This window comes from Ardenticatenales bacterium (assembly GCA_020634515.1).
Taxonomy (GTDB): domain Bacteria; phylum Chloroflexota; class Anaerolineae; order Promineifilales; family Promineifilaceae; genus JAGVTM01.
The window spans coordinates 293,213-311,018 of the sequence record JACKBL010000007.1; the positions used below are offsets into that span (position 1 = coordinate 293,213).

At 60.0% G+C, this 17,806-nt stretch carries 14 protein-coding genes and 2 tRNA genes; 8 read left to right on the forward strand and 8 right to left on the reverse strand.

Features of this window, described 5'->3' with window-relative positions; all coding sequences use genetic code 11:
* Nucleotides 1–68: 68 nt before the first annotated feature.
* Together H6650_18700 and H6650_18705 are read left to right on the forward strand one after the other, a co-directional pair.
* Nucleotides 69–142 (forward strand) — tRNA-Pro (locus H6650_18700).
* 161 nt (nucleotides 143–303) lie between these two features.
* Nucleotides 304–789, forward strand: coding sequence for a hypothetical protein (locus tag H6650_18705; protein MCB8954040.1), 486 nt, complete (start codon nucleotides 304–306; stop codon nucleotides 787–789).
* Nucleotides 790–793: 4 nt separating this feature from the next.
* Here H6650_18705 and H6650_18710 read toward each other — a convergent pair whose 3' ends face one another.
* The 5 genes from H6650_18710 to H6650_18730 form a co-directional block, all read right to left on the reverse strand.
* Complete coding sequence (locus H6650_18710) at nucleotides 794–2,152, reverse strand: DUF4352 domain-containing protein (GenBank protein ID MCB8954041.1); 1,359 nt, start codon at nucleotides 2,150–2,152, stop codon at nucleotides 794–796.
* Between the two features lie 43 nt (nucleotides 2,153–2,195).
* The gene (locus H6650_18715; GenBank protein ID MCB8954042.1) at nucleotides 2,196–3,884 is read right to left on the reverse strand and encodes a PPC domain-containing protein; all 1,689 of its coding nucleotides are present in this window, start codon (nucleotides 3,882–3,884) and stop codon (nucleotides 2,196–2,198) included.
* Nucleotides 3,885–4,115: 231 nt separating this feature from the next.
* On the reverse strand, nucleotides 4,116–4,724 hold the full coding sequence (locus tag H6650_18720; GenBank protein MCB8954043.1) for an ATP-dependent Clp protease proteolytic subunit: 609 nt from the start codon (nucleotides 4,722–4,724) through the stop codon (nucleotides 4,116–4,118).
* A 275-nt stretch (nucleotides 4,725–4,999) separates the two neighbouring features.
* On the reverse strand, nucleotides 5,000–6,361 hold the full coding sequence (tig, locus tag H6650_18725) for a trigger factor (GenBank protein MCB8954044.1): 1,362 nt from the start codon (nucleotides 6,359–6,361) through the stop codon (nucleotides 5,000–5,002).
* Between the two features lie 189 nt (nucleotides 6,362–6,550).
* A tRNA-Leu gene (locus H6650_18730) sits at nucleotides 6,551–6,631 on the reverse strand.
* A gap of 129 nt (nucleotides 6,632–6,760) precedes the next feature.
* Here H6650_18730 and H6650_18735 point away from each other — a divergent pair.
* The 6 genes from H6650_18735 to H6650_18760 all read left to right on the forward strand — a co-directional run bounded on the left by H6650_18735 (nucleotide 6,761) and on the right by H6650_18760 (nucleotide 12,972).
* Nucleotides 6,761–7,687 carry a hypothetical protein gene (locus tag H6650_18735; GenBank protein MCB8954045.1) on the forward strand — a complete coding sequence of 309 codons (927 nt, stop codon included), beginning with the start codon at nucleotides 6,761–6,763 and terminating at the stop codon, nucleotides 7,685–7,687.
* A gap of 234 nt (nucleotides 7,688–7,921) precedes the next feature.
* Entirely contained in the window at nucleotides 7,922–8,833 is a 912-nt protein-coding gene (locus H6650_18740) for an NUDIX domain-containing protein (GenBank protein MCB8954046.1), read from the forward strand.
* A 99-nt stretch (nucleotides 8,834–8,932) separates the two neighbouring features.
* Nucleotides 8,933–9,277 (forward strand): HIT domain-containing protein, encoded by a 345-nt coding sequence (locus H6650_18745; GenBank protein ID MCB8954047.1) that lies wholly within the window; start codon nucleotides 8,933–8,935, stop codon nucleotides 9,275–9,277.
* Between the two features lie 24 nt (nucleotides 9,278–9,301).
* The gene (locus H6650_18750) at nucleotides 9,302–11,437 is read left to right on the forward strand and encodes a DUF3160 domain-containing protein (protein ID MCB8954048.1); all 2,136 of its coding nucleotides are present in this window, start codon (nucleotides 9,302–9,304) and stop codon (nucleotides 11,435–11,437) included.
* An 80-nt stretch (nucleotides 11,438–11,517) separates the two neighbouring features.
* The gene (locus H6650_18755; GenBank protein MCB8954049.1) at nucleotides 11,518–12,333 is read left to right on the forward strand and encodes an RNA methyltransferase; all 816 of its coding nucleotides are present in this window, start codon (nucleotides 11,518–11,520) and stop codon (nucleotides 12,331–12,333) included.
* A 297-nt stretch (nucleotides 12,334–12,630) separates the two neighbouring features.
* Nucleotides 12,631–12,972, forward strand: a complete 342-nt coding sequence (locus tag H6650_18760) for a hypothetical protein (protein ID MCB8954050.1) — start codon at nucleotides 12,631–12,633, stop codon at nucleotides 12,970–12,972.
* 128 nt (nucleotides 12,973–13,100) lie between these two features.
* Here H6650_18760 and H6650_18765 read toward each other — a convergent pair whose 3' ends face one another.
* The 3 genes from H6650_18765 to H6650_18775 form a co-directional block, all read right to left on the reverse strand.
* Nucleotides 13,101–14,408 (reverse strand): 2-oxo acid dehydrogenase subunit E2, encoded by a 1,308-nt coding sequence (locus H6650_18765; GenBank protein MCB8954051.1) that lies wholly within the window; start codon nucleotides 14,406–14,408, stop codon nucleotides 13,101–13,103.
* A gap of 93 nt (nucleotides 14,409–14,501) precedes the next feature.
* Nucleotides 14,502–16,961, reverse strand: coding sequence for a transketolase (locus tag H6650_18770; protein ID MCB8954052.1), 2,460 nt, complete (start codon nucleotides 16,959–16,961; stop codon nucleotides 14,502–14,504).
* 10 nt (nucleotides 16,962–16,971) lie between these two features.
* Nucleotides 16,972–17,640 (reverse strand): hypothetical protein, encoded by a 669-nt coding sequence (locus H6650_18775; GenBank protein MCB8954053.1) that lies wholly within the window; start codon nucleotides 17,638–17,640, stop codon nucleotides 16,972–16,974.
* Between the last annotated feature and the right edge of the window lie 166 nt (nucleotides 17,641–17,806).

Genomic DNA, 17,806 nt, shown 5'->3' on the forward strand with positions numbered 1-17,806 from the left:
GGCTTCCGGGCAGTTGGCATAGCGAAATTTGCCACGCTACATTCTCTTTGCTACAATAATAAGCTGTTCGGGGCATGGCGCAGTTTGGTAGCGTGCTTCAATGGGGTTGAAGAGGTCGTGGGTTCGAATCCCGCTGCCCCGACAAATAAGAGACGCCGCAATCATTGCGGCGTCTTTTTTTTCACCCTTGTGATGGGTTGCGCTTCCGCGGGGTGGAAAGTTACAATCCGCAATAGATGGCTTTTTTTCACTGAACGCGCATTCGTTTGATCGTTGCCGGGCGATCCGCGGCGAAGGGGCGAAATGAATTCAGAACGACAAGAACAATCGGTACATGCGGGACCGCTCATCATGTTTGTGTTGGGCACGATCTTGAGCCTGGTGTCGTTGGGGGCGGAGTTGTTGGGGTTGGATCTGACGCCTGGCTTTGGCATTGTGCAGATGGCGCAGCTCTTGATTGGCCTGACGCTGTTGACGCTGGCGGCTTTCGTGCATATTCGCGCCACGCGACGCCACGGCGCGCCACGTTCGTTGCAGGCGGACATCGGGGTGCGTCTGGCGGCGACGGGGTTGGTGTTCGCTTATGTGTCCGGGTTGTCAGACTTATTGGGGATCGGCACGCATTTGCAGCCGAATTTTGTTCGGCCTTATGTGGGGCCGTTGCAGTTGGGGGGGATTGTGCTGGGGATTCTGTCGATCATTGCCGGCATTCTCCTCTACTTCACCAGCCGTGGCTCCCGCGAAAAATCCGCCCTCGGCTTCCTCATCAAAGGCGAAGAAAACAAATAGCTATCTATCGCAGCCCATTTAATTCAAATGGGTAGTTGAGAATGGAAAGGACGGCGGTGGCTTCCTGCGGGCGCTGGAACGTGAGCGTGAAGGGGATAGTCTGCCCGGCATCCACAACCCAGGGGAACGCGGGATTATTGGCGAACATCAGATAGACCGTGCCGGCACTGGACAGCGACACAACCCGTTCCTCCACCACAAGCCGCTGCGCACCCAGATTCGTCACCTGCCCTTGCAGCGTCAGGCTGGTTCCATCCAGACTCACCTCCGCTTGCAGCACCGTCACCACGGCGGCATTGGCGTCTTCGCCGCGGCTGAACGGGAGATTAACCTCCACTTTGCCGTTGCTTTCGCCATACTGCGCCACCCAACGGAGCGTGGGCGTATTCAGGCTGGCCGGTATCTGGTAGCCGACGGTGGCTTCCACGCGCTGGTCCGCGCCCAGCGTGCCGGTTGCCAGGGGATGGTTGCCGAACTGACCCGCCAGGGCATTTACGGCGTATTGGTTGCCAAACTGGTCGATGAGAGCGAGGCGTAAACGGCTGAGGTCCACCTGATCTCGTCCTACATTGAGCAGTTCGTAGTCCACGAGGAAGAAGGCGAACCCGGGGGGCGTGGAGGGTTCGTTGGCCAGATGGGTTGTCCCCAGGACGGTGATTTGCACATTATCCAGTTGGGCGGTTTCGCCCAGTTCGACGACGCTGCTGGCGCTGCTGCTGGTCGTTTCCGGAACGACGTAACGTCCGTGGACAACCAGGCGATTGTCGCCTTCGGTTCCCAAGAGGACCAGGGTGATACCTGGGGTATGCTGCGCGAAAACGTCAGGACTGGATGCCGGCACAATATCTCTGCTGGCAAACGTGAATTGGGAGACAGCCCCCCCGCGCGTCGTCAGCGAAATCAGGTCCCCCGGTGCCAATCCGTCCATTAGCGCCCGCGTCTCCGCCGTATCCGCCAGACCTACGACATAATTGACGACCGTGCCATAGACCCACACCGCCGTATTGGTTCCCACAAGCTGTGGCTGCCACCGCTCTCCTGTCGGCACTGACTCCGCCCGCAGGCCAAACTGCTCTCCATCTACCCCCAACGTCATGGGCGTGGATAGGGTGACGCTGATGGTGGCGGAATTGCTGATACCCAACACCACCACGTCCGGCGCGCTCGTACTCACGGGCGACGTGTTCTCCCCGGTTTCCTCCTGACTCACGGTTGCCGTGGCTTCCGCCGTTTCATCCGGCTTGTTCCCGTCGGGCGACCGCAGCAGCAGTACCGCAAAGGCAATGAGCAGCAGCAAGCCGAGTACGGTGATACCTATGGCCAGATATATCGGACGTCGCCCTTCAAGCAGTGAATCAAACAAGGAAGTTTTTATCCTCCGATATGCGCGGCGATTGATGCCGGCATCAGGGTATCAACCCCGGTAAGTTCGTGGGAGCCACGCGCAGTTGAATATCTGGCTCGTTACTGACAATAACCTGACTGTAACCCAGGAACGGCACTTCCAGGCGCACCGCGCCCGTGACCGCCAACGGGCCAAAATGAATGGACCCGGCTTCATTGGTCGAACCCAACGCCAACAACTGCCCCGTGCCATTATCATACAAAACCACGGCCACGTCCATGATACCTTCGGTCAATTCGGGCGTGAAATTCACATTCTCATCGTAGTAGATGGTCACATTCAGCGAGAGCGACTGCTGCGGCGGTGCGGCAGCCGTAGGGGTGGGCAGCGGCACAATGCCTACGACAGGGCGCGGTGTGGGCGGCTCCGTCACCAAAACAGGAACCGTGGGGAACGCTTGTGGCAGGGGCGACGGAGATGGGGTGGGGGTGGCCGTGTTTGCCGGAGGCACGAAACCACCGCCACCGCCCGCGGAAGTGGGACGCGGCGTAGGGGTGGCGGTCGCCGGCGGCGTCGGCGTGACAAATGCGGACGTGCAGGCGAAGGTGTAGGTATACTGGCTGGCGAGATTGTATTCGGGAGGATAGACAGGGCCGACCAGGAGGTAGAGCCAGCCGGTATAGGTGGCGTAATAGGTGACTTCGCTGCGGATGTCGCCGGCAACGGGATCGCGGTCATTATTGCCGGCAATTCCCTGCCGATTCTGGTCGTAAATGATCAAATTCGTGTCGTTGAACGGCCCCAGCGCGTCCGTAAGACAGGTGTAAAAATTCCCCTGCCGTACCCACATGCGGAAATAGTCGTTGTCCTGCACATTGCGGTTCACGGGAACAAAGTCATACGTATCCGCCGCCGCATCCGCCACCAGCAGGCAGGCGGTGTCAAAAGAGAAGTTGTTGTTTCCATTCGTATCGCAAGGGTCGGTGGACGGAATGGCCGTCTGCGTCGGCGTGGCCGTGGGGGGCTGCACTTCCTTGATTTCCACGGCGTATGTTTTGTTAATGGGGTCCGTTGGGGCTTTGTTTTCCACGCGGATGAAGTAATAGCCATCAATGGGTGTTTGAATTGTCACCTGGGAATCGCGGAAGCCGAAGCGGTAATCATCATTTTGGGCAATCTCCGCGCCCTGTGTATTGTAGGCGCGCAAAATAGTGTCCAGATCGCCGGTCAGGTCGCGCGTAAGAATCTGGTAGGCGGAGCCTGCTTTGGCGTAGAAGCGGAAATAGTCCAGATCGCCCAGCGGCCACAGGGTGATTTGCGAAGTGACGGCGCCGGCGGCGATGGTATATGCGGTTTGCAGGGTGTTGTTGGGTTCAAAGATGTCGCCAAATTGGGCCGTGCCGGTGGGGCGGGCGGCGGCGGTCTGGGTGGCGGCGATGGCGGTTTGCGTGCCGGCAACCGCTGTCTGTGTAGCGGGGAAGGCGGTGAGCGTTTGCGCCACGGAAGTGGCCGAGGCGGCGGCGGTTTGGGTGGCGGCAATGACGGTCTGTGTGCCGGCAATAGCCGTCTCCGTCTCGCTAATTGTATCGACCGAAAACAGGGGGTGATTCGTTTCGCTTTGTGGGCTGGGAGGCGGCACGTAAGCGGCGCTGGGCGTCACCTGCACGGAAATCAACGCTATCAACGGGATGGCCACAGCCAGAAGGCCGATAGTCAGGCGAAGCAAACGGGGGCGCAAAGGTTGATTCATAGTGGATCCGGCTGATTCGCAGCCGATTGGTATGGGCAAACGTTTCTGGGCAATTCCGTCACACGCACTGCCTCAGAGAGGCCCCAGCAATGCCTGACCCCCTGAAACGGAACGGTAACATTATAAGAATAGTCAAACGCGCCTGCAAATTCTCAGGCGCGTTTGGTTACAAACTTCTCATATCGTCGGAAACGCTTCCTTGAGCGTCATGTTGCTCAACAAGCGACAGCCTCAGGAGGGAATCCTGTCAACGTGCTGCAAGACCTCATCCACCAGGCCGTACTCTTTTGCCTGCTGTGCCGTCATGAAGACGTCACGGTCGGTGTCGTGTTCGATGGTCTCGATGGACTGGCCGGTGTGGTAGGCAAGAATGCCATTGAGGCTCTTGCGCAGGCGCAAAATCTCGTTGGCCTGGATGGCGATGTCGCTGGCCTGCCCTTGCGCGCCGCCAAGCGGCTGATGCATATGGATGGTGGCGTTGGGTAGGGCGTAGCGCATCCCCTTCGTCCCCGCGGTGAGCAGCACGGTGCCAAAACTGGCGGCGAAGCCCACGGCCACCGTGGACACGGGGCATTCGATTTGCTGGATGGTGTCGTAAATTGCCAGACCCGCGTAAACCGCGCCACCGGGGGAGTTGATGTACAGGCGAATGGGTTTGGTGGGATCGTCGCTGGCGAGATAAAGAAGCTGCGCCACAATGAGATTGGCAATCTGATCATTGATAGGCGTCCCCAACATAATGATACGCTCTTTCAACAGGAGCGAGAAAATGTCGTAGGCACGTTCGCCCCGACCCGTGTTTTCCACAACCATGGGGACCAATGAAGTAGGAATGTTCATCAAAAGTATCTCCTCGTAGGTGGGCCGGAAATGCCGGCCATTGACTCAAATTCCAGGTATTTGCCTGCGAGAACGTAACCGCTAAGCCAGATTGGACCAATTTTCTCTGGTGGAAATGGCTGTTGAGTACGTGAAATTGGTCCAATCTCCAAAGAGCGTTAGTAGTTACGCGAGAACAATGGACCCGTTATTGCAATCTTGCGCAGTCGTAACCTGGCGGAGATTTTACCGATCCAACATTAGATTTAAGTTGGAGTTCGCGGCTGGGCGGACGACTATTCTTCCTCTTCGGCTTCTGCCAGCGCCCGTAACTCTTCCAGGTCTGGGGCGGTTCCGCCGAAAATTGCTTTCAAGCGTTCGTGTACCTTGTCCAGAAGTACTTCATTAGCGACCGATTCGCTGCCGCGCCCTTGCGTCAGATATTCAAACAGGAATCCCCGCATTTGTTCATCAATGCCTTCTAGCCGCTTGTTGGCCTGCTCGGCCATTTCCCGCGTGGTCACTCGTAGCATTTCGTCATGGATGAATTGGCGCATGATCAACCCGAATTCTAGTTGCTCTTGGGCGACCTCATACAGTTTTTGCCGCAGGTTTTGTTCATTTTGATGGGTTGATGTGACATAATCTTCCCATTTCCAACCGGTGCGCTGTACTTGTTCCTGCAGCTCCTCAATGCGGTGGTCAATTTCGCGTTGTACGGCAGCCGGCGGGTAGATGAGAACGCCACTTTCCCGGACGTGTTCGACCAGTTTAGTCAGGTTGGTGTTGCGCGCATCCTCGGTTTTGTATTTCAACAAGTCGTTTCGTATGGCGGCGCGTAGTTCGTCCAGGGTTTCAAAATCCCCTTCTTCCTGGGCCAGTTCGTCATCGAGATCGGGGAGTTCTCGCTGCTTGACGGCGGTGATAGAGAGGGTGAATTGGGCGAGTTTGCCGGCATATTCCTCCGGCAAGAAATTCTCAGGAAGCGTTATCGTAAACTGCTTCTCATCCCCTGCCACTGTCCCAATGAGGTGCATGACGAACTCACCACCAAAGTCCTGGCGATTGTTGTCCAGCAGCAAATCATTGTCGTTCGGTGTCCAAAACGTCTCGCCCTCTTCCCCATTTTCATCCACCAGGAAGCCCAGACCTGTAACCGTGATGATGTCATCGAAATCCGCGGGGCGTTCGACGGTTTCCGCGACACTGTGTCGCTCGCGGATGTCCTGTAAAATCGCATCGACTTCCGCCTCCGTCACCGTCACCGAGGTGATATCTTCGCGGAGCGCGCGATAGTCGCCAAGTTGAACCACGGGCTGCAAGGGAAAGATGAAAGAAACCTGCATCGGGTTCAATTCCATGCTACTCACTTCCGCTTGCAGGTATGGCTCTTCTTCCACTTCCGCGCGCACTTGCCGGAAAAGAGGGTCCAACATATCCTCCAAAGCCTCGGCACGCAGGGTGTCTTCGCCCACGCGATTCAAAATGACCGGATAGGGTACTTTGCCCGGACGGAAGCCGGGGAAGCGCATTTGACGACTCAGTTTGCGCGCCGTTACGCGCAGTTCCTTCTGCACCTCCTGCTCAGGAACTTCCACCGTGATGTGCAGTTGTCGCTGGTCATCTTCTTCTTTCTTGATTATTTGAATCACGATCATCCCTCAATCATGCTAAAAATTCACCCACATCAGTCGGTGACTGATACATAAAGGAAACAGGAACAACGGGAACGAAGTCCTACCCCGCCGGGTGTTCCTGGTACACTCTTTTCTGTCAAACGGGAATGGGGCGAATTGTGTATGCAAACGCTGCCCAAAAAAGCGTTGACGGGCAACGCTCTAAGTCAGTAGGGAAGGCGGGACTCGAACCCGCACGCCTTGCGGCACATGATCCTAAGTCATGCTCGTCTTCCATTCCGACACTTCCCCAACTTAACAGGAGAATTATATCACTGGTAGTTGCTTTGCCAAGCGCGGCGGGGCGTGCTATAAAGGCGTTTCTGGTCGAAAAATCGCGCCGGCATTGTCCCAACGGCGTGATACGAAAGGACGATTGTCATGAAAAAACGGAAAGAGAAGCGTCAATCGACGCAACAAATTGAGTCGGACCGGTTGGAGTTGAGGCAGCGTCTAGAGCAAGAGCTGAGTCAGGTTGTTTTAGCTACGGAAGGGGAATCTGATCTGATTGCGCGTCTGGAGGATGGGATGCAGGGGGTGTCGCTGGATGCGTATTTGCCGGCATTGCTCGAACTCTACCCCATCCTCTCCCCGGAAATACAAAACCAGCTAGATACCCACGTTCCTCCCTGGCTGTATGAACGCAACGAAAGTCGCCTCTTAGCCAAACTGATGCGTAACCGCGACCTCAGCGCCGTGGTCCGTGAACGCGCCCGTCTGTGGATGCAGGCCGCCTGGTCCCCAACGGCCCCCGTGGAAGCAGCAGGCGACATCTCCTTTTATCAGGCGTATCACTACTCCGATGACTCGCAAGGCATCATTATTTTGCTTTGGTTTAGCGATGCCCAAAGACGAAAGGCTGCCGGCATGAGCTTTCTCATTGATTATAATCCCCCGTGGGAAGGAGCCATCAAGGACATCGGAGACTTGCCCCCATGTTCCTTTAAGCAAGCTGTGCGCCGCTACGTCAATCCCTGGATGCAGCGTGGTTTGAAGCTGGAGAAGGTGGGAGCGGCGGAAGCAAAGCGGATTATCATCCAATGCCTGGATGTCAATCGCCGCGAAAAGATCCGCCTGCCGCGCGACCTGGTGCGTTCTCGCCAGCTATTCTTGGAACATGTTCTCACCTTGCCTGACTTGCCCGACACCCTACCGTTTACCGAAACGGATTTCCTTTGGTTGAGCAAATTAGAGAAGACGGCGGAATCTATCCGGGCGTTTGAACACGCCGTGGGCCGCCGCGTGCGCCTGCCCGATGGCCAGGAAGTCATCGTTATGGGGGACCCTTTCGACGATGATGATTGGTAGCGTTTGTATTGCTTCCCTCGTTGGGTGCGGAATGCCGGCAACATTTCAATAATTCATGGTTGGCTGCAAACGAAACGGCGCACGGAACGTTTCACGATCTGGCGTGCGGCAAAAACGTTGACGGCGGTCGTTGCTCATTTTCGAAACGATGGATGGCTTGTTGCTGCATATCTTGAAAAGTGCGCCACGCTTGAGTGACCATTTGTCGATCACTTGTCGAGGAAGGTGGGCAAGATGAAGGATACGACCCTGACAGTGGGCGCGTATGGAATTGTGGTGGATGAGTACGGGCAGGTGCTGATGGTGCGGCGGGATGATTCGCGCACGTGGGCGCCGCCCGGCGGCGGGGTGGACGCGGACGAGATGCCCCCGGATGCCGCCGCGCGCGAGGTGGAGGAGGAGACCGGTTTGAAGGTGCTGCCCTTGCGCCTGATTGGCCTTCATTACATGCGCCTCTGGCGGAATGAGTACCTGTCCTTTGGCTTTCGCTGCCTGCGGCGCGGCGGAGAATTGACCCCCTCGCGGGAAACGCCCGCCGTGGGTTTCTACAATCCGGCGCAGCCCCCCGGACGCATCGCTTCCAGCCACCGGCAGCGACTGATACGTGGCCTGACGCACGATGGCGCGCAACCTTATTGGGGCACGCAGCGTCCGGCGCTGAACACGACTTTGACGCGCGGTCTGTTACTGCCGTTTGTTTATCGGTACATGGATTGGCAGCGGTGGCGGCGGGGCGAGCCGCCGTACCGGAAGCCACGCGGCTGGACGATAGAAACGCGCTTGATTGCGCGTAACGTGGCGGATGAGGTGTTGTGGCTGCGGGCTGATGATGGGTTATGGCGGCTGCCGGTTGGCTACCGGGCGCGGCGGGAAGCGCCCTGGGATGCGGCGACGCGGGTGATGGCGGGTTGGAATGTGCCGGCACAACTGGAACATTTCGCGGGAGCAACTGTCGCCGCGCACAATCACATGACGCTTGCTTTTACGACAACAACGCTTACGCGGCTTCCCCGTGTGCAGGACGACCAGGAAGCAGCGTTTTTCCCCATAGCGCAGCCGCCGTCGGAGGCAATGCCGGCACACCTCACCACCCTCCAGCACGCCACACAACCTCCCCCCCTCTACTTCCACCGCCAGAAAACGTGAAAACAGGCAACAGTCAACAATCAACGAAAAACAGCTCCGCTTGTTACCAACCACCAACTGTCCACTACCCACTGACCACTTCTTTCGGAGAAGCATTTCATGACCACCATTTTTGGCAAAATAATCCGGGGAGAAATTCCCGCGGACATCGTTTACCAGGACGAATGGGTCACCGCGTTTCGGGACATTCACCCGCAGGCTCCCGTTCATATCTTGATCGTGCCCAACAAGGAAATTCCCACCGTCAACGACCTCACGGAAGAGGATGCGCTGGTGGCCGGGCGCATGGTGTTGGCCGCGCGACAGTTGGCGCGGCAGGAAGGTATCGCCGCCGATGGCTACCGCCTGATGATCAACTGCAATCGGCATGGCGGGCAGGAGGTGTTTCACCTGCATATGCACCTGCTCGGCGGGCGCCCGCTGGGCCCCATGCTGCAGCAGTAGGCGCGGCACCTGTCTGTGCGCCGCGTGATCTCCATTTGGTTTGCCGTGCGCCGCCGCTGGTGGTTGCTGGGGCTGCTGCCGCTATTGGCCTGCGCGTTTCCCACGCTTGCGCCCACGCCCACCCCTGCCGTTTTGCCTGATGCGGTGGAGACGAGGGTTGTGCCGGCATTTGCCGGCATCCCCCAAACCGCCCCCGACACCGCTCCCGCGCCCCCCTTTGCCCCCTACACCCTCGCCCCCATCAACCGCGCCCACGCCCCCATCGACTACCCCTTCACCTTCGACACCCTGCTGGACCCCGGCCTCCTCACCCGCCTCAACCCCTCACAGCAACTCCTCCTCAGCCGCAACGGATTCGTCGTCCTGCCCGTCCCCTGGCCCCAACTCTACCAGGTCTACCAGCGCGCCCGCGAAACCGGCGACCCCATTTTCATCTCCACCGACGCCGTCCTCGCCCTCACCGACACCCTGCTCACCGCCGCCTGGCAGCGCGCCGAACAGGGCACGCTCACCGACGACCTGTACGCGCTCAGCCAGGGCATGCAAGAGGCGGCGGCGCGGCAGCAGCAAGACGCCGTCTCGCCCGTGCGGGAAGCCGCGCGGCAAAACCTGGCCTTTTTCACCATTGCCGGGCGCTTACTCGACGTCGATTTTCCCGTGCCGGAAGCGGTTGCGGAGATAGTCGCCGACGAGTTGATTTTGCTCGATCGTGGCGGCATCTTCGTCTCGCCCCTGTTGGGAGAACCCCACGACTACAGCCGCTATCGGCCATTCGGCCATTACGCCGCCGATCTCCGCCTCTCTGGCACCTTCCGCGCCACGACCTGGTATCAACAGGTTGCCTTCGACCTGGATCAGCCAGACCTGGAGCGACTGCGGCAACAGGCGCGCCAACTCCTACTGCTGGGGCGCGGCCTGCAAACCAGCCAGAACTGGACCCGCTGGCAGCGTGTGGTCGCCGCGCAGGCCTATTTCATGGGCGCCCAGCCCGCCGACCTGACCCTGCCACAACTGGCGGCGGCGGCGCAGGCTGTTTATGGGGGTTGGCCGTTGCCGGTGGAACTGGCGGACACGGCCCGCCTGGACAACTTCATCGCCACAGTGCGGGCGCAATCTTCCCCTGGCGCAGTTGTGCGCTGGTTGCCGCGCCCGCGTCCGTTGGCCGACGCCCTCTTGCCCGATCTCCTCTTCAACCGCGTCGGCGGCTACGAAGGCCCCCAGGACGTGGCCCCATTTACGGGCGTGGTCACGCCCATTGGCGTGGTGCGCGGCCGTCCGCATGGCCTGGACCTGGCGGCGCTCTCTGGCTCGGCGGCGGCATGGACGGTGCTGGAGAGCGGCGGCGACACGCAGTACCAGGGATTTGCCGCCCAGTTTGCCGCGCTGCAAGCACGGATAGACGCCTGGGACGCGGCGACATGGACGGAGACGTTGGATGGTGCGTGGCTTTATAGTTTGCTGCCGCTGCTCTCGCCCCCGGCGGCGGATGCGCCTTCCTTTATGCGCGCGCCCGCCTGGATGGATAAGCAGTTGATGTCCTGGATGGGGGGTTGGGTGCTGGCGCAGGCTGACCTGGCGTGGCAGCCATCATCCCCGCTGACGCCGACGCTGCCGCTGGTTGCCGGCAATGTGGAGTGGGGGTATGTGGAGCCAGTGCCGGCATTTTACGCCCACCTCGCCGCCCTCACCCAACAGGTCCGCGATGGCCTGGCGCAGCGGGATTTGCTCGACGCGGAAATGGGCAAAAAACTGGCGCAATTAGCCGAATTGTTGCATAAATGCCAGCAGATCACCGCCAAAGAACTGGCCGGCGTGGAGAACCTTAGCCCGGAGGAACAGTCCCTGATGCAAACCTTTGGCGACGACTGGCAGCGCCTCGTCACTTTCACGGATGGCCTCGCCGCCTCGTTGCCGCCCACCCTCGTTGACGCCTACACCGACCCCAACACAGGCCAGGCGCTCCAGGTCGGCGTGGGAGAAGCGTGGCAAATCTACGTGATTGTGCCCATTGACGGGCAGCCCGTGCTGGCCGTGGGCGGCGTCTTCAGCGGCTACCAGTTTGGCGGCGCGGCAGACCAACGCCTTCCCCGCGCCGACTGGCCCACCCTCACCCCGCGCCCCCAACCCGCCCCCTGGATGCGCTCCTACCTGGCGCCATGAGGGAGTGGCGAGGGGCAAGGGGCGAGTGGCGAGGGGCAAGGGGCCGCTAACCACCAACTGCCAACTACCAACTATCAACTATGATCACCAGCCATCGTAACACATTGGTCAAACGGATAAAACGACTGCGGCAGCGTAAGTACCGGCAGCAGGAGCAGGCTTTTTTTGTGGAGGGGCCGCGCGCGTTTTTGGCGGCGGTGGAGACGGGGGCGCGGGTGGAGTCGGTGGTTTATTGCCGGCATTTCCTCCGCAGCGAAATCTGTTACACCACCATCGCCGCCCTGGAGCGGCAAGGCGTACCCTGCCTGGAACTGTCGGCGGAGGTGTTTGCGGCGGTGGCGGAGCGGGAGAATCCTGCCGGCATCGGTGCCATCATCACCGCCGCCCACACCCCCCTACACACCCTCTCCGTCCAATCGGGCAGCATCTTCGTCGCCCTCGTCGAAGCCGCCGACCCCGGCAACGTGGGCGCCATCCTACGCACCCTGGACGCCGTTGGCGGCGCGGGCCTCATCCTCATCGGCCAGACCACCGATCCCTTCCACCCCACCGCCGTCAAAGCCAGCATGGGGTCCCTCTTTACCGTGCCTCTCTGCGAAGTGGCGACGCTGGCGGAAGTATTAGACTGGGCGCGGCAGTGTGGCGCGCGCGTCGTCGCCACCTCCGCCCATGCACCGCAAGATTACTGGTCGGCTCCCCTAACCCCGCCGTTGCTCCTCCTCATGGGCAGCGAGCGCCACGGCCTGGACCCCGCCACCCTGGCTGCCGCCGACCTGAGCGTGAGCATTCCCATGCACGGCTCCGTGACCTCGCTCAACCTGAGCATCGCCACTTCCCTCCTGCTCTACGAAGTCGCCCGCCAGCAGCGTCCTTCACCAGACGCGAACGATGGATGAGAAGATGCGGCGCGACGCAACATATGAGGCCTGTTGCCTGTATAATGTGGCGAGTTTCCCATGCGCGGGTCCGTACCGCGATGGATGAAAACAATCACAGATTTCGCAGATGACGCGGATTTGTCTTGATGATAGTTGGCAGGCGGCGCATCTGACTACTGACCCCTATTCTCGAAGGAGACTTCACCGGCTGCCGCCGACCACCATGAATGAAAATGATGTGCCGTCGTAGCCCGATTTTCCAAATCGGGCGGGCGATTTGGAAAATCGCCCTACATTTTCGAAGGAGGTATGACCATGAGACGTAGAAGATTGATGAGGCGACCGCTGATCGGAATGCCCGCGCGTCGCGCACTGCGGCGGCGGCGCATGTTTCGCCGCATGACGCGACGTTTGGTACTGCGGACGGGGGTTGTTTTACTGCTGGGAGGGACGGCTGCTGCCGGCACTTACGCGGCCATCAAGCTGCATGAAAGAGATGTGCGCCGCATCGAACAAACCACCGGTCGGCGCGCTGAAGACCTGAGCGAAACGGAACTACTCGCCGCCATGAAGCGGCTCGGCATCCAAAAACTAGAACTCACCCCTGAAGACACCGACGCCATCCACGCGGCCAACGTCGAAGACGGCCTGGAATGACGGCCGGCCGCCGCCGCCGACATGCCCATGTCGGCGGCGGCGGCTTTGGGGGCGTGACTACTGCCAGCCTTCAATCAAATCCTCAAACTTAAAAACGGGGACGGGCAGCCGCCGACAGCCGTGCGTGACTACTGCCAGCCTTCAATCAAATCCTTAAACGTACTCACAAAAGCATCGGCGCTGGCCCCATCCAAAATGCGATGGTCGAAAGTGAAGCTGACGTAAGCCAGCGGACGAATAGCAATTGCATCGTTGATCACCTTCACGCGCTTTTCGATTTTGCCCACGCCCAAAATGCCGCACTGCGGCTGATTGATGATCGGCGTCGCAAACAGGCTGCCCGACGTGCCATGATTGGTCAGCGAGAACGTTCCGCCTTGCACGTCGTCAGGGCGCAGTTGCTTGTTGCGGGCGCGTTCGGTCAGGTCGTTGATGGCGCGCGCCAACCCCAACAGATTGAGGCTGTCCGCGTGCTTGATCACGGGCACAATCAGACCGCCCTCAATGGCTGCCGCCATGCCGATATTGATGTCGCGGCGCAAGAGTAACCCCTCGTCCGTCCAACTGCTGTTCACGCGCGGGTGCGCCTTTAGCGCCTCCACCAGGGCGGAGATGATGTAGGCCGTAAAGGTCAGGTTGGCATTGTCGCGGGCAAAGGTCGCTTTGTGCGCGGCGCGATGAGCCGCCACCTGGCTGAAGTCCACTTCGAACACCGTGGTGACATGCGGGCTGGTGTGCTTGCTGCGCACCATGTGTTCGGCAATGGACCGGCGCATATTGCTGTGCGGAATGAGTTCCGCGCCCAGGGGAGTCGTGGAGACGGTGGGCGGCGTGTAGGTCGGAGCGGGGGCAGGTGGGGCAACGGAGGTCGGCGGCGGCGCGGGAGCCACGGGCTGGGGTTTGGCCGCGGGCGGTTCAGGCGCGGGCGCGGCAGCGGGAACGGTCGCCGCGGCGGACTCGCGCGTGGTCACGTAGGCCAGGATGTCCTTCTTCGTAATGCGCCCATCGCGCCCCGTGCCCGGCACTTTCATCAGGTCCACGCGGTGTTCGGCGGCAATGCGGGAGACAACGGGACTGATACGGCCAACGCCCTGGCGCAGCGGTGGCTCTATTTCCACAGGAGCGGGGTGGCTTTGGCCGTTGGCGTGGGCGGCGGCGGGCAGCGTCGCGGGGGTCGCGCCCGGCGGCACGCTTTCGTCGGCCTGCCCGATGTAGGCCAACACCGTCCCTACGGGGACGGTTTCGCCTTCGGAGACGAGAATTTGCAGGAGAATGCCTTCATTCTCTGATGTTGCTTCCGTCGTGACCTTATCCGTTTCAATCTCCAGAATCGGCTCATACAGGGCCACCGGTTCCCCTTCCGCCTTCAGCCAGCGGCTGACCGTTCCCTCAATCACACCTTCCCCCATGTGGGGCATAACAACTTCAAAAGCCATGTTTTTCCCTCATTTCTCCACCTTCCAGGAAGCTCCAAGTTTTCTGGAAGGTTCCGCCTATCTTCTAGGAAGCTCCAAACTTCCTGGAAGGTTTTAATAGAAAACCGGATAGTGGGCCGGGTCCGCCTCATTCATGATTTCGTAGACCGCCTGGAAGATCGTCTCCGCGTTCGGTTTTGACCAGTAATCGCCATCGGAGCCGTAGGCGGGGCGGTGTTCCTGCCCGGACAGGGTGCGCGGCTCCGAGTCCAGCCAGTAGAAGCCACCTTGCTTCTCGATTACTTCTTGCATCATGTACGCGGTTGTGCCGCCGGGCACGTCCTCGTCCACAAACAGGATGCGGCTCGTTTTTTCCAGCGATTCCACGATCACGCCATCCAGGTCAAAAGGCAGTAGCGTTTGCACGTCGATTACTTCCGCGTCTACGTTGGCCTGCGCCAGCAAATCGGCGGCTTCCAGGGCGATGCGGCAGCACGCGCCGTAGGTGACGATGGTGATGTCCTGGCCGTGGCGCAGAATCTCGGGCACGCCCAGCGGGATCGTGTACTCGCCGATGTTTTGCGGCAGCGGTTCCTTTAGGCGATACCCGTTGAGGACTTCCACCAGCAGGGCCGGCTCATCGGCCATGAGCAGCGTGTTGTAGAAGCCTGCCGCCTGCGTCATGTTGCGCGGAACCAGCACGTGCATGCCGCGCAGCAGGTGGATGGCTCCGGCCATGAGGGAGCCGGAATGCCAGATGCCTTCCAGCCGATGGCCGCGCGTGCGCACGATGACGGGGGCCTTCTGGCCGCCGACGGTGCGCCAGTGCAGTGTGGCCAGGTCGTCGGAGAGGATTTGCAGGGCGTAGAGTAAATAGTCGAGATATTGGATTTCGGCGATGGGGCGCAGGCCGCGCATCGCCAGGCCGATGGCCTGGCCGATGATGGTGGCTTCGCGGATGCCTGTATCGGAGACGCGCAGCGACCCATATTTTTCCTGCAATCCGGCAAACGCCTGGTTGACGCCGCCCAACTTGCCCACGTCCTCGCCAAAAGCGATCACGCGCGGATCGCGGGTCAGCATGGCGTCGAAGCAGGCGTTCATCAGCTCGAAGCCGCTTACCAGGGGGGCGTCATCCGCGTAAATAGGCTCGACTTCGGGCACATTGAGGGCGGATTCGGCGGATTGGCTGTAGACGTGGGAGCTGTAGCGGGTGGTGTTGATGCCGTCCTGCTGTCGTTTCCATTGAATGAGCGCCTGTTTGGCGGGGATGGGTTCGTCCTTCACGGCCAGCAGCGCCTGATGCACGGCGCTCATGATCTGGCGGCGCAGGGGATTGGGGGCGCGCAGCAGGCCGCGCTTGATCTGTTGCAAGTCGCCGGCGTGGCGCGAGCTGACGGCGATGGCGTCGATGGCGTTGGCGACTTCTTGCCGTTCCTGGCGCATGGGGGCGAGGAAGGCTTCCCACGCCTGGCGGCGCAGTTCTTCGACGGTCTGGCGGTCTTCGCTTTCCATGTCATCCAGTTCCGCCGCGGTGACGATGCCTTGCGCGATCATCCAGGCGCGCATCCGCGTCAGGCCATCATAGGTTTCCTCCCAGGCGAGTCGTTCCGCTGATTTGTATCGCTCGTGGCTGCCGGAGGTGGAGTGTCCTTGTGGTTGGGTGACTTCGATGACGTGGACAATTGCCGGCACATGCTCCCGACGGGCATTGGCGACAGCTTGCCGGTAAGTGCGCAGCAGGGCGGGGTAATCCCAACCCTTCACGGTGTAGATGTCAAATCCGGGTTCGCTTTCCGTGCGCTGGAACCCTTGTAGCAGGGTGGATAAGTCCCCTTTCGTTATCTGGTATTCATTGGGTACGGAGATGCCGTAGCCATCGTCCCAAATGGAGAGAACCACGGGGGATTGGGTGACGCCGATGGCGTTGATGGTCTCCCAGGTCAGCCCTTCGGCGCAGGTGGCGTTGCCGACCATGCCGAAGGCGACTTCGTCCCCGTTGCGCGAGAATTGGGTCAGCGATTGCAGATCGGGGAGGTGGCGGTAGAGCTTTGAGGCGTAGCCAAGTCCGAGCAGTCGGGGCATTTGCGAACCGGTGGGGGAGAGGTCGGCGGCGGTGTTTTTAGTCTGGGTCTGGTCTATCCAGCTTCCGTCGGGGTTGAGCAGGCGGGTGGCGAAGTGGGCGTTCATGGCACGCCCGCCGGTGGCGGGTTCCGCCTCCAGGTCGGCGTGGGCGTATAGTTGGGCGAAGAATTCGGGGATGGTGTTCATGCCCGTGGCAAAGGCGAAGGTTTGGTCGCGGTAGTAGCCGGACCGGAAGTCGCCGTTGCGGAAGGTGCGGGCGAGGGCGATCTGGGCGATCTCTTTGCCGTCGCCGAAGATGCCGAATTTCGCTTTGCCGCTGAGGACTTCGCGGCGGCCAATGAGGCTGGCCTGACGACTCTGGTATGCCAGCCGATAATCTCGCAGGATTTCGGCTGGCGTGGGGAGGTCCACTTCTATATCATCTTGGGGGAGAAAGTCGGCGGGCGCGTTGTTGTTTAGTTGGGATTGGGTGGGGGATTTTGCCGGCATTATACGTTCATCACTCCTTTACCAGAGGGGTATAGCGGACGTTGTCAAAAGCGACACGTACCCCGCCATGACCTAGCGTTTCCACAAGCAAACCAATGTCGTCCCCCATTCCCAGGCCCGCCAGGTCCAGGCTGGACACGCTGCCAACCTCCTGGCCGTTGACGGAAAAGACCAGACCGGTTGCGTCATAGACCACGCGCAGATTGTTGGCGGCGTTTAGCCCTTCGCGGATGGCTTTCGACTCAAACCAACCATCGCCGACAAGTGGTTCGGCGGTAGTTTCGCAGCCATTGCCACACCAACCGATCCAGACGAAACCATCGCTGCTGATCTCAAAAAGGAGGAAGTTGCTCAAGTCATTGTCAACGCGGAAGATCAGGCCGTAGCCGTTGTCCAGGGGGCCTTCCGTTTGCGTGGCTTCCAGTTCATATGTGCCCATGTCCAGGTTGCTTTTGCCGGCAGTAGACCAGAACAGACCGGAATCGCTTTTGACGTACATATCATAGACGCCATTGGCGACCTGACCCGTGGCGTCAGCGTCGTCACCCTGTCCCCAGGAGCCGGAGCTGTCGAAAGTTTCCGTGAAATCGCGGCTGCCACAGCTGACAATAGCGAAGCTAAGCAAGAGCAAAACGAGGAAGGACCAGCGAGATAGTCTTAGGGGCCGGGGTTGTTTCATGTGCAAGAAAGCTCCTTTGAGAATAGTGGTCAGTGGATAGTGGATGGTTGACAGTTTGCCGTTGGTAGTAGATGGCAGAGGTCCTGGCAAATAACTTCCGGGAAGATGCTTACATTCGTGGCGGTGAACCCTGTTCAGGGGGAACGCCTGTGAAAATCCGTTATTT

Bases quoted from the DNA above. Each gene is read 5' to 3' on its own strand.
- H6650_18770 (MCB8954052.1), bottom strand. From the start codon at position 16,961: ATGCCGGCAAAATCCCCCACCCAATCCCAACTAAACAACAACGCGCCC.
- H6650_18765 (MCB8954051.1), bottom strand. From the start codon at position 14,408: ATGGCTTTTGAAGTTGTTATGCCCCACATGGGGGAAGGTGTGATTGAG.
- H6650_18745 (MCB8954047.1), top strand. From the start codon at position 8,933: ATGACCACCATTTTTGGCAAAATAATCCGGGGAGAAATTCCCGCGGAC.
- H6650_18740 (MCB8954046.1), top strand. From the start codon at position 7,922: ATGAAGGATACGACCCTGACAGTGGGCGCGTATGGAATTGTGGTGGAT.
- H6650_18720 (MCB8954043.1), bottom strand. From the start codon at position 4,724: ATGAACATTCCTACTTCATTGGTCCCCATGGTTGTGGAAAACACGGGT.
- H6650_18715 (MCB8954042.1), bottom strand. From the start codon at position 3,884: ATGAATCAACCTTTGCGCCCCCGTTTGCTTCGCCTGACTATCGGCCTT.
- H6650_18735 (MCB8954045.1), top strand. From the start codon at position 6,761: ATGAAAAAACGGAAAGAGAAGCGTCAATCGACGCAACAAATTGAGTCG.
- H6650_18705 (MCB8954040.1), top strand. From the start codon at position 304: ATGAATTCAGAACGACAAGAACAATCGGTACATGCGGGACCGCTCATC.
- H6650_18760 (MCB8954050.1), top strand. From the start codon at position 12,631: ATGAGACGTAGAAGATTGATGAGGCGACCGCTGATCGGAATGCCCGCG.
- H6650_18755 (MCB8954049.1), top strand. From the start codon at position 11,518: ATGATCACCAGCCATCGTAACACATTGGTCAAACGGATAAAACGACTG.
- H6650_18775 (MCB8954053.1), bottom strand. From the start codon at position 17,640: ATGAAACAACCCCGGCCCCTAAGACTATCTCGCTGGTCCTTCCTCGTT.
- tig (MCB8954044.1), bottom strand. From the start codon at position 6,361: ATGATCGTGATTCAAATAATCAAGAAAGAAGAAGATGACCAGCGACAA.